The sequence below is a fragment of the Tenacibaculum sp. XPcli2-G genome, assembly GCF_024124505.1.
Classification (GTDB): Bacteria; Bacteroidota; Bacteroidia; order Flavobacteriales; family Flavobacteriaceae; genus Polaribacter; species Polaribacter mesophilus.
Genome location: NZ_JAMXSH010000002.1, coordinates 405,570 through 421,958, shown reverse-complemented (window position 1 = coordinate 421,958; position 16,389 = coordinate 405,570). Strand labels below are relative to the sequence as shown.

The following is a 16,389-nucleotide window of genomic DNA, read 5'->3' as shown; positions in this document are numbered from 1 at the left end:
AGTTTTTATACTAAGTTTGGTTAGACGAAGAGGCCTTAAACTATAAGTTTAAGGCCTTTTTATTATTGTTTTTTTAACTAAAAAAAAATAAAGATAAAGTAAAAAAGAATGAAAAATAATGTATCTTTATATAGATAAATAAACGCTTATGTAATATCATTTTCTTTAACACCACGAGCAAAGCTAAAGAGTAGCTTTTGCTAAAAGAAGCTTGGACTTGTTGTGGTTAATATCCAAGGAAAAAGTTTAATAACTATAATTTTAAAGAAAATGAGAAACATTATAATAAAAACAGTTTTTATTTTATTTGTGGGAGCAAGTTTATCTTTTACTACAAAACAATATAAATTTACAAACCCTATTAAAACTTTAGCAACTTTTCAAGGCTATGATGAATATGGTTTTACTTTTTCGTTTATAAACGAAGAAGGAGATGAAGATGTAGTAACTTTTGAAACTATATCAGATAAAATATTAAAAATGTATAATTTAAAAGATAATAAGTTTTTAGAGGAAGAATTTGAAATCATATATGAGTATAAAAAATCAGATGATGATATTGAAGAACCTATATTACAATCAATAAAAAAAGTAAAATAATTATGAGTATTGTAGATTTATATGAATCAAGCAAACATAGAAATAATGTAGCGCATTTTAATGCTATTTTTAATTTAGCCATTGTTGATGGAGATTTAAATGAAGATGAAGAAAAATTAATAAATCGTTTTGCTAGGAAACTAGATATAACAGAAGATGAGTATAATGAAATAATAAAAAACTCACAAAAACACCCTGTAATGCCCCAAGCAAAAACTGATGATAGGTTAGAACGTTTGTTAGATTTATTTAAAATAATTTACTCAGACCATCAAATTGATGAAGCAGAATTAAAATTAATTTTACGATATGCTATTCAACTCGGTTTTTCACAAGAAAAAGCAGAAGAAATTATTTCTAAAACTATAAAAATTTTTAGTGGTAAAATTGATTTAGATCAGTATAAATTGATATTAAACATTCTATAAAAAGTAAAATCCCATTCTAAACAGAATGGGATTTGTTTTTTAAAGTAACTGTAATTTTTCTAACTTAAAAATTACAAGATCTTCATCGTCTACATCATCAAAAATTTCTTTGTACGTAATTTCAAAACTTTTGTTTTTATAATTAGATGATTTCAAGTCTAAATGTTCAAGATTCTTTTTGTTGATTTGTTCAAAATCAATAATATCTCCATTTTCTAATTCAAAAACATAATAGCCGTTTGTATATCCTTGATAAACGCCGACTAATGTAACTGTTTGTTGTGAGTTATAATAAGCCATGGTTTAAATACAGTTTACTATTTATTCATTATCAAAGTCATCAGCTATTTCAATTTCATCAAAGGTATCGTCATTTTCTTCATCGTCGGTTTCATGGTCCTCCATTGACTGTTGTAACTGAGAACTTATTTTTACTAAAAAAAGAGTATCTTCGGTATTTACTTCTACCGCTTTTATTGTTTCTCCTTTACTATTTTTAAAGGAAATAATATCTGAATGATCATATCCATCAGGATATCTTTCTACCAATAAATCTAGAATATCAGTAGTTAACTTGGCATAGTCTACAATAACTCTCTTCATAAGGTTACATTTTTAATAAATAGGCAAATATTAATGGAGCAACAATAGTTGCATCACTTTCTATAATAAACTTAGGTGTATCGATGTCTAATTTCCCCCAAGTAATCTTTTCGTTAGGAACAGCTCCTGAGTAAGAACCATAGCTAGTCGTTGAATCTGAAATTTGACAGAAATAACTCCAGAAAGGGGTGTCTTCTCTTTCTAAATCTTGATATAGCATTGGTACTACACAAATAGGAAAATCTCCAGCGATTCCACCACCAATTTGGAAAAACCCGATACCGTTTTCTGAGTTTTCAGTATACCAATCAGCTAAGAAGGTCATATATTCAATACCAGACTTCATAGTTGATGCTTTTAGCTCTCCTTTTACTACATAAGAGGCAAAAATATTTCCCATAGTACTGTCTTCCCATCCAGGAACAACAATTGGTAAGTTCTTTTCTGCTGCTGCATACATCCACGAATCTTTTAAATCGATTTCATAATATTCCTCTAAAACTCCAGATAATAATAGTTTATACATATATTCATGAGGAAGATAACGTTCGCCAGCTTCTTCTGCATCTTTCCAGATTTTAAAAATATGTTTTTGTAGGCGTCTAAAAGCTTCTTCTTCAGGAATACAAGTGTCTGTAACACGATTTAATCCTTTTAATAATAAATCCCACTCATCTTGTGGAGTTAAATCACGGTAGTTAGGAACTCTTTTATAATGAGAGTGCGCTACTAAATTCATGATGTCTTCTTCAAGGTTGGCTCCTGTACAAGAAATGATGTGTACTTTGTCTTGACGAATCATTTCTGCAAAAATTTTTCCTAATTCTGCAGTACTCATGGCTCCTGCTAGAGATACTAACATTTTAGAGCCTTGTTCTAATTGTGCTTCGTACCCTTTGGCAGCATCTACCAGTGCAGCTGCATTAAAGTGTAAAAAGTATTTTTCTATAAAATTTGTTATAGGTTTGTTCATTTTATTATTTTTTTAAGCTTATAAAATTGCTTCTTTAATGCTAGAAGTGATAACTTTATAAGCCCTTGTGTTTTTTAAATTAGCTTTTCAATAATTACCTGTACTACTTCAAAAAGAATTAGAAGAATGATAATCCATTCTAGCATGCTACTGTACTTATGTTGTAGTATATCGTTGAATAAATCTAAATTTTCTTTAATTACGTTTAAACTATTTTCTATTCCTTGATGACGTTTTAAAATATCTAATTCATCTTTTAGTTTATAATCTAAATCAGACAAGTCTTTGTTATTCCAAGCAACATCTGGTGAGTCAAAAACAAATAAATTTTCAGCAATATTATTTTTTAAATTTAAGGTTTTACCAATAAATTTTCGCATTTGAATTTTAGAAAGTTTAAAACTTCCTGTCTTTTCTAATTGCTTTGAATACACTAATGTTTTATCGTGCAAATCAGATGTTTTGTTTACATAGTTCATCAATGCTACCGATTGTGCTAGGTTAAGCATAATGATATGTGCTACATCATCATTTAATTCTTTAATTTGAATAGTTCCGAAATCAACTTCTATAGTATCAGAAAAAGTGATGTTGTATTTTTCTGAGGGCAAGTTGTTGGTATTTGAATTTTCTTTATTAATTAAAAAACTAACAATTTGATTAATTAAATCATTTGTACAGTTCATAAAAACAACACTTCCATAATCTTTTATATAGATGTATGAATTGTTTGTGATTTTATATAGTAAAAAAGAATGTTCTCTTTTTACTAACTCATACGATTCAAACTGAGAGCGAATAGCACTTAGTGCTATTCGTCTTTCAAGATGATATGCAATTGTTTGTAAGTGCATTTTAGTAATCGTCGTCGTCGTTTTTAAACTTCGCTAATTTGTTAAATGGAGAGCTTTCGTCATCATCGTAATCTTCTTCATCTTCCATAGTAGAAGAAAACTTATAGCTCAACATTTTATAATATAACTTAGCTGCTAAAAAGTCTGATGATTTTTCATTTTCGTTAGGGCATAACTCCACAATATCAAAGCCAACAACGTTTCTTTCAGTAAACACTCTTTTTAAAAACTCTAAGGTTTCATAGTAAAATAATCCTCCTGGTTCCGGTGTTCCTGTACTTGGTAATAGCGACGGATCAATAGCATCTAAATCAAAAGTGATAAAAACATTACCTGTTAATTGATCAATAACTTCATCCATCCAGTATTCATTTACAGCCATATCGTGTGCAAAAAAGACTTTATCCATATTCATAGATGACTTTTCTGATATGTCCATACTGCGAATACCTACTTGTACTAAGTTAGTTGTTTGACTCGCTTCGTATACAGCGCAAGCGTGATTACAAGAACTACCTTCATATTCCTTACGTAAATCGGCATGTGCATCAATATGTAAAACGGTAAGATTGTTAAAACATTCGTTAAAAGCACGGATTGTTCCTATAGAAATTGAATGTTCTCCACCAAAAAGTGTTACAAACTTATTTTTATTAATAAATTTTTTAGTCGTTGCATGCACAGCTTCCACCATAGCTTCTGGAGAAGAATTTTCTGTAACAGCATCCGCTAAATAAACACCTTCTTTATATACTTCACTATCAGTTTCTATATCGTATAATTCCATGTTTTCTGAAGCGTCTAAAAAAGCTTCAGGACCTTTGTCAGCTCCTTTTTGCCAAGTACTAGTTCCGTCATAAGGAACAGGGATAAGTACAACCTTAGCGTTCTCCAATTTTGCGTATTGATCAGGTATTCCTGCGTAATTTCTTTTTTTCATCTTAATATTTTTACTAGTATCCTAAAATTGATAATAGTTCTTCACTCTTTTGTTGTTCTTTAAATAGTTTGGTGGTTAAATCACCGTTTTCGTTTCTATTAATTAATATATGTTTTGGAGTTGGGATTAAACAGTGTTGTAATCCTCCAAAACCACCAATAGTTTCTTGGTATGCTCCCGTATTGAAAAAGCCTACGTACAGAGGACTTTCTTTTTCATATACAGGTAGGTATATTCCGTTTACGTGTTGTTCAGAGTTGTAATAATCATCGCTGTCACAAGTTAAACCACCTAATAAAACACGTTCGTATCTATGATTCCATTTATTTAAGGGAAGCATGATAAAACGTTTATTAATGGCCCAAGAATCTGGTAAAGTAGTAATGAAAGATGAGTTAATCATATTCCATTTTTCACGATCGTTTTGTTTCTTTTGGTATAACACTTCGTAAATAGCACCTCCAGCTTCTCCAACAGTAAAACTTCCAAATTCTGTAAAAATATTAGGAACATTTACACCTGCCTCTTTACAAGCGACATTAATTTGGTTTATAATTTCGTCTACCATATACTCATAGTCGTAATCAAAAGCCAATGAGTTTTTTATAGGGAAACCTCCACCTATATTTAAACTGTCTAAGGTTGGGCAAACTTTTTTAAGCTTGATGTACACATTTAAACATTTCATTAATTCGTTCCAATAGTATGCGTTGTCTCTAATACCTGTGTTGATAAAGAAGTGTAACATCTTTAATTCAACTTGAGGGTTATTAGCGATTTCACGCTCGTAAAAAGATACGATATTTTTGTATCCAATACCTAAACGGCTAGTATAAAATTCAAACTTGGGTTCTTCTTCAGAAGCTATACGAATTCCTACTTTAAATTTACTTTTAGTTTCTTCTAAAAGTAAATTTAGCTCTTCATAGTTATCTATGATTGGAATACAGTTTGTATGCCCTCCATCAATTAGACTAACAATATTAGCGATGTATTGATCGCGTTTAAAACCATTACACAACACAAAAGCATCATCACTTAGCTTTCCTTCTTTTTTTAATGACTTTACAATGTCAATATCAAAAGCAGATGATGTTTCGATGTGAATATCATTTTTTAAAGCTTCATCTAATACGTATTTAAAGTGAGAACTCTTAGTACAGTAGCTGTAATTGTAGTTTCCTTTGTAATTGTGTTTTTCAATAGCATTATGAAACCAAGCTTTAGCTTTATTTATATTTTCTGATATTTTTGGTAAATAAGTGAACTTTAAGGGCGCACCATATTGCTTGACTAATTGCATTAAGTCAATACCATGAAAAAATAAGTTGTTGTTTTCTGTGTGAAACTCCTCTTGAGGAAAATCAAACGTTTGTTCTATTAAGTCTTTATATTTAGTATTCATTATTATTTTTAGTTGTATCTGTTTTTTGAGTACAGATAGATAATTCAAAAAGCAGTTAAGGCATGCGCCAAAACTTTTTTAAATAAATTGTATAACAAGTATCATTGTTGTTGTTATAACAAACAAGATTGTTAAACTAAAATAATATGAATAGTTAGACTCTTAAAGCTAAGCAATCACCGCACTGTTTATAAAAATTCAGTGGTAGAGAGTATTCAGGAATGGAAGAATCCTTAATTTTTTCGTTGTGTTTCCAAAACACTAAATAACCCTTAATCTTCCCGTAAAAGTTATTACCGAAATAAGTAAAACGTAACATTCGACTTATATAATAAGATGCCGTAAATGTAAACTATTTTTTAATACAACAAACTTTTTTTTATTTTTTTTAAATATATGTTGTGTAGTGTGTTAAGTGTTGTTTTGCCTTTTTATTAACTCAATTCCTTTGTAAAGAATAATAGTATTAGGGATAGTTATTTCTCTCTTTTCTTCTGGCATGTATAAAAGAACGTAAAAACCTGTAATGTTTTTTACCACACCTTGTAAATCGAAGTCTTTATCAATAATTTTTATAGTATCACCTATACGCATTGGATGATAAAAAAATAAGATGATACTAGCTGTTAGGTTTGATAAGATAGACCATTGGGCAAAGAAACCAACCCCAAGTACAGCAAGTATTGAAGATGCAAAAACAATTACTTCTTTAAAATTAATGCCAAAAATAATTAAAGAAATAAAGAGAGCTAATGTGTAATATAAAAAGTAACTTAGGTTTAGTATCAGTTTTCTCCTATGAGGTTCAATAGCATTTTTTACAATGTAAGATCTAGTTAACTTTTTTGTTACATGAATTAAAAAAAATAATGAAGCTGTCAAAAGCAAGAATTGTAAAAAAGGATTGTATATAGATAACTCTAGAAAGCGATTTTTCATTATTATATTTTTATACAAATATACTTCTGGTTTTTTAAATATAATCTCAAAATAAAAAATTATATTTGATTGAAAACCATAATTATATATCGTTATGAAGAATGTTTTAATACCCTATAATTTTTCAGAAGCAGCTATTAATGCTTTAAATTACACAAAACAACTGTTTAAAGGTGTTGAGGTAACTATTTATTTATTAGATGTGTATGTAAGTCAACCATCAGAATTATTGAGCGACGAAGAAAATGAAAAATGGTTTAATGAAATGGATAATGAAATTGAAGATGAATTAAAATACCTAATTGAAGTCTTAAGAAGAGAGAATACCAGTTTTAATTATGAGTATGTTGTAGCATCAAACTCATTAACAAAAGCGGTTACTAAAACAATTGAAGAGAGGAATATTGATGTAGTAATTACGGGTACAAAAGGAGCAAAAAGTTTAGCAGAAACATTTATTGGTACAAATACCATGAAAATGATTAATGTAGTTAACAAATGTCCAATACTTGTGGTTCCTATGAATTATAAGTATAAACCATTACATCAAATTGTATTTTCAACAAACTACAAAAGGTTGTTTACAGTGAAAGAATTACAATTTTTAATTAATTTAATCACAATTAAAAAATGTATGTTAGAAGTTGTGAATCTTTCAGAGGAAAGTTTTTTATCAGAAAATCAGCAAAGGAATAAAGTGAAATTGAGAGAATTATTCCATGAATTAAATGTTGAATATAAAAAAATAGATTGGAAAGACTCTGAGACATTAACTTTAGAAAATCATATAGAAGAAACAGAAAGCGAGTTATTGGTTTTAATAAACCATAAGTATAATTTTTTTAACCGATTGTTAGAAGAAAATGTAATAAAAAAATCAGCATTCAATAGTAAAATTCCTATATTAATACTACCAGAAATAACTTAATTATGAAATTTACGGAAGAGTTTTATAAATGTATAGCTAACCTGTTCTATGCAGTTTCTATGGCCGATAAGAATATGACTGTAGAAGAAAAAAGAAGCATTGTTAAAAGAGTAGAAATAAATTGGTCTACTTCAGAAAATAAATCCGATAGCGAACTAATTTATGAGACTATAAGAGGATTAATTAAAGAAAAAATAACTTCTGAAGAAGCCTATGAAAACTTTAAGGCTTACTATTTGGCACATAAAAAAGAATTTTCAAAAAAAGTAATTCATGATCTTTTAGCGGCGTCACACGAAATTTCTGATGCCTATGCTGGAAAAAATAAGTCAGAACTCATAATTTTGGCAAAGTTGCATAAACTATTAAAACTTGCTTAAAAATAAATTATGACTCGATTTATAATAAAACAAAAAAACACAAAACATGTAATTCCTGGAAGTCCAGTTTTTGTAGGCAGTCAAAAGGAAGAAAATACAAGAATACGATTAATAGGGTATGATGAAACTGAGTTTATAGAAGTTGAGTTAAAAACAATAAATGAATTAGAAAATTATATAAATAAATACAAGAGACTTTGGATTAATATAGATGGCTTACATGACGTGGATTTAATAGGAGAGGTTGGGGAGTTGTTTGACATCCATACACTTGTTTTGGAAGATGTAGTAAATACCGATCAAAGACCAAGAGTAGATATAGAGGATTATTATATTTTTACGAGCATCAAAATGATGTTTTTGAATAAAGAGAAGCATCAGTTAGAGGCAGAACAGGTTTCTATGTATTTATTGAAAAATATACTTATTACTTTTCAAGAGCGAAAGGGAGATGTTTTTGAGCCGGTAAGAGAAAGGTTGCGTAATAAAAAAGGAAGAGTTAGAAGTTATAACGTAACATATTTAAAGTATTGTTTATTAGATGTAATTGTAGATAATTATAATTTCTTAATGGAAACCTTTGGAGAAAAAGTAGAAGATTTAGAAGATAAAATCTTACTTCAACCTAATAAAAATATATTACAAGAAATTAATAAATATAAAATAGAACTTAATTACTTTAGAAAAGCAATAAGACCAGCCCGAGAAGCAATAAATAACTTTAAAGCTTTAAAAACAGAATTAATTACTAAAAAGGAACAACCTTTTTTTAATGACTTACATGATTTAGTACAACGAAGTTATGACTCAGTTGAAAATTATAAAAACATGTTAAGTGAGCAATTAACGGTATATTCAACGAATGTAAATAATCGTTTGAATGATATTATGAAAATACTAACCATATTTTCAGTAATATTTATTCCTATTACTTTTATAGCGGGTATATATGGGACAAACTTTGAGTATATACCAGAACTTAGGTACCGTAGTGGGTATTTTGTAATGTGGGGAGTTATCTTGCTTACAGTGTTGATTATGTTAGGGTATTTTAAATACAAAAAGTGGTTTTAAGGATTGTTTAAGTTTTTGAAATTTAATTTTTTGTACTTTTGTGTTGTAAAATGAAAAAAGTATTTCATAAAATAGCATCTATTGTAATGGCTTTTGTAGTGTTGTTATCTACAATGTCATTTACCGTTAATAGTCACTTTTGTGGAGACATGTTAGTGGGTACAAGCTATTTTGTAAAGGCTGAATCTTGTGGAATGGATATGAAGCAAGAAACAAGATCTGAAGACTGTTCAGTGATGAAAAAGAACTGTTGTCAAGATGTGGCTTCAGTAGTTGAAGGTCAAGATACTTTAAAGATTACATCTTTTGATCAACTATCTTTTGATCAACAAGTCTTTATAGCTTCATTTTACTATGGCTATATTAATTTATTTGAAGGAATTCACAATAAAGTAATTCCTTTTAAAGATTATACACCTCCACTGGTCATCAAGGACATTCATGTACTTGATGAAGTATATTTAATATGATTTTTAAACAATAACTAGTTATCCTTTTGAGAAACTCATTAGGATGATTTGTCGTATTCGATGTTTTTTTAACATCAATGTTTAATTGTTTAAAATCATTTTTTATGCTAAATAAAAGCATTAAATTTTTAATAGAAAATAAACTGGTAGCAGTTATATTACTCGTTTTATTTGTAGGATGGGGAACTGTAAATGCACCATTTAATTTAGATACAGGCTTTTTACCAAGTAATCCTGTAGCGGTTGATGCCATACCAGATATTGGGGAAAATCAACAAATTGTTTTCACAAAGTGGGATGGACAATCACCACAAGATATAGAAGACCAAATAACCTATCCATTAACAACATCTTTGTTAGGGATTTCAGGAGTAAAAACCATTCGAAGTTCTTCTATGTTTGGATTATCTAGTATTTATGTCATTTTCGACGAAGATGTTGATTTTTACTGGAGTCGCTCAAGAATTCTAGAAAAACTAAATTCATTACCAAGTAATTTATTGCCAGAAGGAGTAAGTCCGTCTTTAGGACCAGATGCAACAGGATTAGGTCAAATTTTTTGGTATACATTAGAAGGACGAGATGAAAAGGGAAATGTAACTGGAGGTTGGGATTTGCATGAATTACGTAGTGTACAAGATTACTATGTGAAATATGCGCTTTCATCGGCTAATGGAGTTTCTGAGGTAGCTTCAATAGGAGGTTATGTGCAAGAATATCAAATTGATGTAAAACCAGAGTTGATGCGTCAATACAACATTAGTTTACAGCAAATTGTAGCGGCAGTAAAACAAAGTAACCAAGATATTGGAGCGCAAACGATAGAAATAAATCAAGCAGAATATTTAGTTCGTGGTTTAGGATATGTAAAGTCTATAGCAGATATTGAAAATGCTGTAGTAACTGCTAAAGATTATACTTCAATAAGAATAAAAGACATCGCAAAAGTATCGTTAGGAGCTGAACCCCGTAGAGGGATTTTAGATAAAGAAGGTGCTGAAGTAGTAGGGGGTGTAGTGGTAGCTCGTTACGGAGCAAATCCTTTAGAAGTAATTACCAATGTAAAGGAGAAGATTAAAGAACTAAGTGCAGGTTTACCAAGTAAAGAGTTAACAGATGGTAGAACTTCTCAATTAACTATTGTTCCGTTTTATGATCGTACAGAATTGATTCATGAAACGTTAGATACGTTGAATGAAGCACTTACGTTGGAAATATTAATAACTATTTTGGTAATTGTTGTAATGGTCTTCAATTTAAGAGCCTCTGTATTAATATCAGGATTATTACCTGTGGCAGTGTTGATGGTTTTTATTGCAATGAAAGCCTTTGGAGTAGATGCAAACATTGTAGCCTTATCAGGAATTGCTATTGCCATTGGAACCATGGTTGATGTCGGGGTTATACTCTCCGAAAATATTATAAGTCATTTAGAAAAGGACGAGAATAAATTACCGATAAATACATTAGTTTACAATGCAACAGCAGAAGTCTCAGGAGCAATTGTAACTGCAGTAATGACAACTATTATTAGTTTTATTCCAGTATTTACCATGATTGGTGCTGAGGGAAAATTATTCCGCCCACTAGCATTTACCAAAACTTTCGCTTTAATAGCAGCTATTATAGTAGCATTGTTTTTAATACCACCATTTGCAGCTGTCTTATTCAAGAAAAAAGAGTTGACAAAAAACTTTAAGTATTTTATAAATGGAGTTTTAATAGTATTAGGTATTACAGCTGTTTTTTACGGAAGTTGGCTAGGAATTGTATTAGTAGCTTTTGGAGCTGTACAATTTTGGAGTAACTATTTAGGAAAAACAAAGGTTAGTTTTTCACTTTTCACTTTTCATTTTTCATTTTCAGTGAATACCATCAATATCGTTATATCTGCATTAGCAATTGTAGGTTTGTTAGCAGAATATTGGAGACCTTTAGGGGTTGATAAAAGTATTGTAACCAATCTTTTATTTGTAGCTCTGATTTGTTTCGGGTTGTTAGGTTTTTTCAGTCTACTTCAAAAATATTACAATCAGATATTACGATGGGCATTGAATAATAAGCTACTGTTTTTAACCATTCCGTTAACAGTGTTAACTTGTGGGTTCCTTATTTTTAAAAATACAGGGAAGGAATTTATGCCTTCGTTAAATGAAGGATCATTTTTATTGATGCCAACTTCAATGCCGCATTCGGGGACAGAAGAAAATAAGCGAGTGTTACAGCAATTAGATATGGCAGTTGCTAACATACCAGAGATAGCTACGGTAGTTGGTAAAGCAGGAAGAACAGATTCAGCATTAGATCCCGCACCTTTATCGATGTATGAAAATGTGATTAACTATAAGCCTGAGTATGCATTAAATTATAACGGAGAACGCCAGCGATTTAAGGTTGATGAAAATGGTGATTTTATACTGAAAGAAGGAATGTCATTGCGAGCGAAATATGGTGAAGCGTGGCAATCTATTGATGCAAACACGGAACTTATTCCCAATGAAGACGGAGAGTTTTACCGTAACTGGCGTCCGCATATCAAATCACCTAATGATATTTGGAATGAAATCGTAAAAGTAACCAAGTTACCAGGAGTAACATCGGCACCTAAATTACAACCTATTGAAACCCGATTGGTTATGTTGCAAACAGGAATGCGAGCTCCGATGGGGATTAAAGTAAAAGGACAAGATTTAAAACAAATTGAAGCTTTTGGAGTAGAACTTGAAGGAGTTTTAAAGGAGGTTGAAGGTGTTAAAAAAGAGGCGGTTTTTGCGGATAGAATTGTAGGGAAACCTTATTTGTTAATTGATATTGATAGAGAAAAATTAGCTCGCTACGGAGTTGCCATTCAAACGGTACAAGATGTATTGAAAGTAGCGGTAGGAGGTATGCAATTATCGCAAACGGTAGAGGGTAGAGAACGTTATGGAATTCGAGTTCGTTATCCAAGAGAATTACGTTCCGATCCAACGGATTTAGAAAATATTTATGTGCCAGTTGCGAAAGGAACACCAATTCCATTAAGTGAATTAGCAACGATTCGTTATGAACAAGGTCCTCAGATGATTAAGAGTGAAGATACTTTCTTAATCGGGTATGTATTGTTTGATAAGTTAGATGGTTTTGCTGAGGTAAACGTGGTAGAAGCTGCTCAAAAAGCAATTCAACAAAAAATAGATTCGGGAGAACTAGTTGTTCCGAAAGGAATCTCTTATCAGTTTACAGGAACTTATGAAAATCAATTAAGAGCAGAAAAAACATTATCGGTAGTAGTACCATTAGTATTGATGATTATCTTTTTAATACTGTATTTCCAGTTCCGTTCAGTAGCTACTTCATTAATGGTATTTACAGGGATCACAGTAGCTTTTGCAGGAGGATTTATCATGATGTGGTTATACGGACAAGATTGGTTCTTAAATTTTAGTGTCTTTGGAGAAAACTTACGAGAACTATTTCAAATGCATCCGATAAATTTAAGTGTAGCCGTTTGGGTAGGTTTTATTGCATTGTTCGGAATTGCAACTGATGACGGTGTGGTAATGGCAACTTATTTAACGCAAACCTTTAAAAGAGATAAGCCTCAAACAATCGAAGCCATTCGAGCATCTGCATTACACGGAGGGAATAAGCGTATTAGAGCTTGTTTAATGACAACAGCGACTACTATTTTAGCCTTGTTGCCAGTATTAACTTCAACAGGAAGAGGTAGTGATATTATGATTCCGATGGCTATTCCAGCTTTTGGAGGAATGATTATAGATGTAACGTCATACTTTATCGTACCAGTACTGTACAGTTGGCGTGAAGAATTTTTGTTAAAAAGAAAAACGAAAGGAGATGAGTATTAAAATAGAAAATAAAAAGATAGTCTTGTTTCTTGTTTCTTGTTTCTTGTTTCTTAAGATGGAAGGACAGGAGTTGCAAGAATATATAAAGACAGCTTTAGAAAACAACCCAGAAGTGCAACAGTTTGATACGAAGTATAAACGCATTTCCGAGAAAAAAGAAGAGGTGAATACATTTCCTAATACTGAGTTCGGAGCGGGTTATTTCGTAAGTACACCAGAAACACGTACAGGTCCGCAGCAATTTAAACTATCTGTAAAGCAAATGATTCCTTTTTTTGGAACTATAACTGCACGAGAAAACTATGTTTCTTCATTAGCTGATGCAGCTTATCAGGATATCGTAGTTGTAAAACGTAAACTAGCAACATCAGTAGCGCAGTCGTATTATAAGCTTTATGAAGTTAAAGCAAAACAAAAAGTATTAGACGAAAATATAGCGTTACTTGAAACGTATGAAAAGTTAGCGTTAACTTCTGTTGAAGTAGGAAAAGCATCAGCAGTAGATGTGTTAAGGTTACAAATAAGACAAAACGAGTTAGCACAACAAAAAGAAGTGTTACAAGAAACTTTTTTAGGAATGCAGAAAGCATTTAATAAGCTGTTGAATCAGGAGGTGAACACACCAGTTTCAGTAGTTGATAGTTTGCAAATCCCGAATGAAGTGAATAAAATACAACCAAGTACTTTGAAGTTACATCCAGAATTGGTGAAGTTTGACAAGTTGTATACTTCTGTAGAAAAGTCTGAATTCTTAAACCAAAAAGATAAACAACCAATGATTGGTTTTGGACTTGATTATGTGAATGTTGGTAAGCGTACCGATATGAATGTGATAGATAATGGAAAAGATATTGTAATGCCAATGGTATCGTTGTTAATTCCTATTTTTAATAAGAAAAATAAATCTATCAGTAAGCAAAATAAGTTACAACAAGAGGAAATTTTATCGCAAAAGGAACAGCGATATAATATGCTAGAGTCTGTATTATACAGAGCAGTTTCAGATAGGAAAGCATCTGTAATAAGTTATCAAACACAACTTGAAAATTTAGAGAAAGCTAAAAATGCAGAGCAAATTTTGGTAAAAAGTTACGAGACAGGAACCATAGATTTTAACGATGTGTTAGATATTCAAGAATTACAAATGAAGTTTCAAACGAATATGATAATGTCAGAAGTAGCTTATTATACACAAAGTGCCACTATTAATTATTTAATAAAGTAAACAGATGAAAAAATATATAATATATATAGTAATTTTAATTGCTGGGGTATTCTTAGGATGGCTACTTTTTGGTGGAGGTTCTTCAAAAAGTGAGGCAGCTCATGACCATACTACAGCAGAAAAAGGTAAAATGTGGACATGCTCTATGCACCCACAAATTATGCAACCAGAACCAGGAGATTGTCCTATTTGTGGAATGGATTTAATCCCTGCGGAAGTAGGAGCTGAAGGACTAGCAGTAAACCAGTTTAAATTGACTAAAAATGCATTGGCATTAGCAAATGTACAAACAACTGTGATTGGCAATGCTATAAGTGCTGATAATACAATTACATTATCCGGAAAAATAGCAGAAAACGAAAAGTCAAATGCAGTACAAGTAAGTTATTTTGCAGGAAGAATAGAACGTTTAAATGTGAACTTTACAGGAGAAGAAATAAGAAAAGGCCAGTTGTTGGCAACAGTATATTCTCCTGAATTGGTAAAAGCACAGCAAGAATTATTAACAGCAGCGTCAGTAAAAGAAAATCAGCCAGCATTGTATAAAGCAGTTAGAAATAAGTTGAAATTGTGGAAGCTGTCCGAAAATCAAATCAATCAAATTGAAAAAACAGGGAAAGTCAAAGAAAACTTTCCTGTATATGCTACAGTTTCTGGTACAGTATCAGAAAAATTAGTAGAACAAGGAGATTATGTAAGCCAAGGACAAGCATTATTAAAAATAGCAAATCTGAGTTCAGTATGGGCGAACTTTGATGTATATGAGAATCAAATCAGTAATTTTAAAGTAGGTCAAAATATATCAATTACTACAAATGCATACCCTAACGAAACTTTTAAAGCAAAAGTTTCGTTTATCGACCCTGTGTTAAATCAAGAAACTCGTACGGTAACTATGCGTGCTGTTCTTAACAATAACAAAGGAAGGTTTAAGCCAGCTATGTTTGTTACAGGAAAGGTAGAAGCTACAGAAAAGCAAACAGAACAACAATTGAGTATTCCAGCTACAGCAGTTTTATGGACAGGAAAACGTTCAGTTGTATACATAAAGCCTGACGCAAGTAAACCAGTTTTTGAAATGAGAGAAGTGGTATTAGGAAGAAGAGCAGGAGAGAGCTATTTAGTAGAGAAAGGGTTGAAGTCAGGAGAAGAGATTGTTACGAATGGTGTGTTCACAATTGATGCATCAGCACAATTACAAGGGAAGAAGTCAATGATGAATCATACAAAAGAGATTATGGAATCTTTTAGTACATCAAAAAAGTTTAAAGAGCAATTGCAAAAAGCTTATGAAGCCTACATTGTCTTAAAAGATGCTTTGGTAAAAACTGATGCAAATGCAGCAAAAATAAGTGCAGGCAACCTACAAAAAGCCTTAACATCGGTTGATATGAAGTTGTTAACGAATGAAGAAGCTCATAAGCAGTGGTTGCAATTAGTCCCTGCGCTAAAGTCAAGCAATGCAGAAATTGTAAAAATTACTGATGTAAGTGCACAGCGAAAGTATTTTAAAGTATTATCAGAGCATTTTATTATAGCAGTTCAATCTTTTGGAATAAATGAGGTTACTTATAAACAATACTGTCCTATGGCAGATAGTGATAAAGGGGCTTATTGGTTAAGTAAAGAAAAACAAGTGTTAAATCCGTATTTTGGTGAGGGTATGCTAAAATGTGGTGAAGTAAAAGAAATAATTACTAATAATTAAATATCAAATCA

At 31.1% G+C, this 16,389-nt stretch carries 16 protein-coding genes; 9 read left to right on the top strand and 7 right to left on the bottom strand.

Annotation, left to right across the window (positions count from 1 at the left end; translation table 11 throughout):
• Positions 1-270: 270 nt before the first annotated feature.
• Positions 271-600 carry a hypothetical protein gene (locus NH341_RS06575; RefSeq protein WP_156166988.1) on the top strand — a complete coding sequence of 110 codons (330 nt, stop codon included), beginning with the start codon at positions 271-273 and terminating at the stop codon, positions 598-600.
• A gap of 2 nt (positions 601-602) precedes the next feature.
• A complete protein-coding gene (locus tag NH341_RS06570; protein ID WP_047788434.1) occupies positions 603-1,028 on the top strand; it encodes a hypothetical protein in 426 nt (141 codons plus the stop codon).
• A gap of 39 nt (positions 1,029-1,067) precedes the next feature.
• Here the strand turns inward: NH341_RS06570 and NH341_RS06565 are convergent, their stop codons facing one another.
• The 7 genes from NH341_RS06565 to NH341_RS06535 form a co-directional block, all read right to left on the bottom strand.
• Positions 1,068-1,328 (bottom strand): hypothetical protein, encoded by a 261-nt coding sequence (locus NH341_RS06565; protein WP_047788433.1) that lies wholly within the window; start codon positions 1,326-1,328, stop codon positions 1,068-1,070.
• A 21-nt stretch (positions 1,329-1,349) separates the two neighbouring features.
• Positions 1,350-1,631, bottom strand: coding sequence for a hypothetical protein (locus NH341_RS06560; RefSeq protein WP_047788432.1), 282 nt, complete (start codon positions 1,629-1,631; stop codon positions 1,350-1,352).
• Between the two features lie 4 nt (positions 1,632-1,635).
• Positions 1,636-2,604 (bottom strand): deoxyhypusine synthase family protein, encoded by a 969-nt coding sequence (locus NH341_RS06555; protein ID WP_047788431.1) that lies wholly within the window; start codon positions 2,602-2,604, stop codon positions 1,636-1,638.
• A gap of 74 nt (positions 2,605-2,678) precedes the next feature.
• On the bottom strand, positions 2,679-3,458 hold the full coding sequence (locus NH341_RS06550; RefSeq protein ID WP_253056112.1) for an RMD1 family protein: 780 nt from the start codon (positions 3,456-3,458) through the stop codon (positions 2,679-2,681).
• A gap of 1 nt (position 3,459) precedes the next feature.
• On the bottom strand, positions 3,460-4,398 hold the full coding sequence (gene speB, locus NH341_RS06545) for an agmatinase (RefSeq protein WP_047788430.1): 939 nt from the start codon (positions 4,396-4,398) through the stop codon (positions 3,460-3,462).
• A 13-nt stretch (positions 4,399-4,411) separates the two neighbouring features.
• Positions 4,412-5,803, bottom strand: coding sequence for an arginine decarboxylase (locus NH341_RS06540; protein WP_073181578.1), 1,392 nt, complete (start codon positions 5,801-5,803; stop codon positions 4,412-4,414).
• Positions 5,804-6,214: 411 nt separating this feature from the next.
• Complete coding sequence (locus NH341_RS06535) at positions 6,215-6,742, bottom strand: mechanosensitive ion channel domain-containing protein (protein ID WP_047788428.1); 528 nt, start codon at positions 6,740-6,742, stop codon at positions 6,215-6,217.
• 94 nt (positions 6,743-6,836) lie between these two features.
• On the opposite strand from NH341_RS06535, the gene NH341_RS06530 reads away from it, so the two are divergent.
• The 7 genes from NH341_RS06530 (at position 6,837) to NH341_RS06500 (ending at position 16,378) form a co-directional block, all read left to right on the top strand.
• Positions 6,837-7,670: a universal stress protein gene (locus NH341_RS06530; protein WP_073181576.1), complete on the top strand. Its 834-nt coding sequence runs from the start codon at positions 6,837-6,839 to the stop codon at positions 7,668-7,670.
• A gap of 2 nt (positions 7,671-7,672) precedes the next feature.
• Positions 7,673-8,050: a hypothetical protein gene (locus tag NH341_RS06525; RefSeq protein ID WP_047788426.1), complete on the top strand. Its 378-nt coding sequence runs from the start codon at positions 7,673-7,675 to the stop codon at positions 8,048-8,050.
• Between the two features lie 9 nt (positions 8,051-8,059).
• Positions 8,060-9,124, top strand: coding sequence for a magnesium/cobalt transporter CorA (corA, locus tag NH341_RS06520; protein ID WP_073181574.1), 1,065 nt, complete (start codon positions 8,060-8,062; stop codon positions 9,122-9,124).
• Between the two features lie 50 nt (positions 9,125-9,174).
• Positions 9,175-9,594, top strand: coding sequence for a hypothetical protein (locus NH341_RS06515; protein ID WP_173359864.1), 420 nt, complete (start codon positions 9,175-9,177; stop codon positions 9,592-9,594).
• 104 nt (positions 9,595-9,698) lie between these two features.
• Positions 9,699-13,445 carry an efflux RND transporter permease subunit gene (locus NH341_RS06510; protein WP_253056110.1) on the top strand — a complete coding sequence of 1,249 codons (3,747 nt, stop codon included), beginning with the start codon at positions 9,699-9,701 and terminating at the stop codon, positions 13,443-13,445.
• On the top strand, positions 13,435-14,670 hold the full coding sequence (locus NH341_RS06505) for a TolC family protein (RefSeq protein ID WP_371875258.1): 1,236 nt from the start codon (positions 13,435-13,437) through the stop codon (positions 14,668-14,670). Before NH341_RS06510 ends, NH341_RS06505 begins: the two co-directional genes overlap by 11 nt.
• A gap of 4 nt (positions 14,671-14,674) precedes the next feature.
• Positions 14,675-16,378, top strand: coding sequence for an efflux RND transporter periplasmic adaptor subunit (locus NH341_RS06500; RefSeq protein ID WP_253056107.1), 1,704 nt, complete (start codon positions 14,675-14,677; stop codon positions 16,376-16,378).
• The last annotated feature ends 11 nt before the right edge of the window (positions 16,379-16,389 follow it).

Coding starts and splice junctions, on each gene's coding strand:
- NH341_RS06550 (WP_253056112.1), bottom strand. CDS start 3,458: ATGCACTTACAAACAATTGCATATCATCTTGAAAGACGAATAGCACTA.
- NH341_RS06515 (WP_173359864.1), top strand. CDS start 9,175: ATGAAAAAAGTATTTCATAAAATAGCATCTATTGTAATGGCTTTTGTA.
- NH341_RS06570 (WP_047788434.1), top strand. CDS start 603: ATGAGTATTGTAGATTTATATGAATCAAGCAAACATAGAAATAATGTA.
- NH341_RS06535 (WP_047788428.1), bottom strand. CDS start 6,742: ATGAAAAATCGCTTTCTAGAGTTATCTATATACAATCCTTTTTTACAA.
- corA (WP_073181574.1), top strand. CDS start 8,060: ATGACTCGATTTATAATAAAACAAAAAAACACAAAACATGTAATTCCT.
- NH341_RS06500 (WP_253056107.1), top strand. CDS start 14,675: ATGAAAAAATATATAATATATATAGTAATTTTAATTGCTGGGGTATTC.
- NH341_RS06530 (WP_073181576.1), top strand. CDS start 6,837: ATGAAGAATGTTTTAATACCCTATAATTTTTCAGAAGCAGCTATTAAT.
- NH341_RS06505 (WP_371875258.1), top strand. CDS start 13,435: ATGAGTATTAAAATAGAAAATAAAAAGATAGTCTTGTTTCTTGTTTCT.
- NH341_RS06560 (WP_047788432.1), bottom strand. CDS start 1,631: ATGAAGAGAGTTATTGTAGACTATGCCAAGTTAACTACTGATATTCTA.
- speB (WP_047788430.1), bottom strand. CDS start 4,398: ATGAAAAAAAGAAATTACGCAGGAATACCTGATCAATACGCAAAATTG.
- NH341_RS06555 (WP_047788431.1), bottom strand. CDS start 2,604: ATGAACAAACCTATAACAAATTTTATAGAAAAATACTTTTTACACTTT.
- NH341_RS06540 (WP_073181578.1), bottom strand. CDS start 5,803: ATGAATACTAAATATAAAGACTTAATAGAACAAACGTTTGATTTTCCT.
- NH341_RS06565 (WP_047788433.1), bottom strand. CDS start 1,328: ATGGCTTATTATAACTCACAACAAACAGTTACATTAGTCGGCGTTTAT.
- NH341_RS06525 (WP_047788426.1), top strand. CDS start 7,673: ATGAAATTTACGGAAGAGTTTTATAAATGTATAGCTAACCTGTTCTAT.
- NH341_RS06575 (WP_156166988.1), top strand. CDS start 271: ATGAGAAACATTATAATAAAAACAGTTTTTATTTTATTTGTGGGAGCA.
- NH341_RS06510 (WP_253056110.1), top strand. CDS start 9,699: ATGCTAAATAAAAGCATTAAATTTTTAATAGAAAATAAACTGGTAGCA.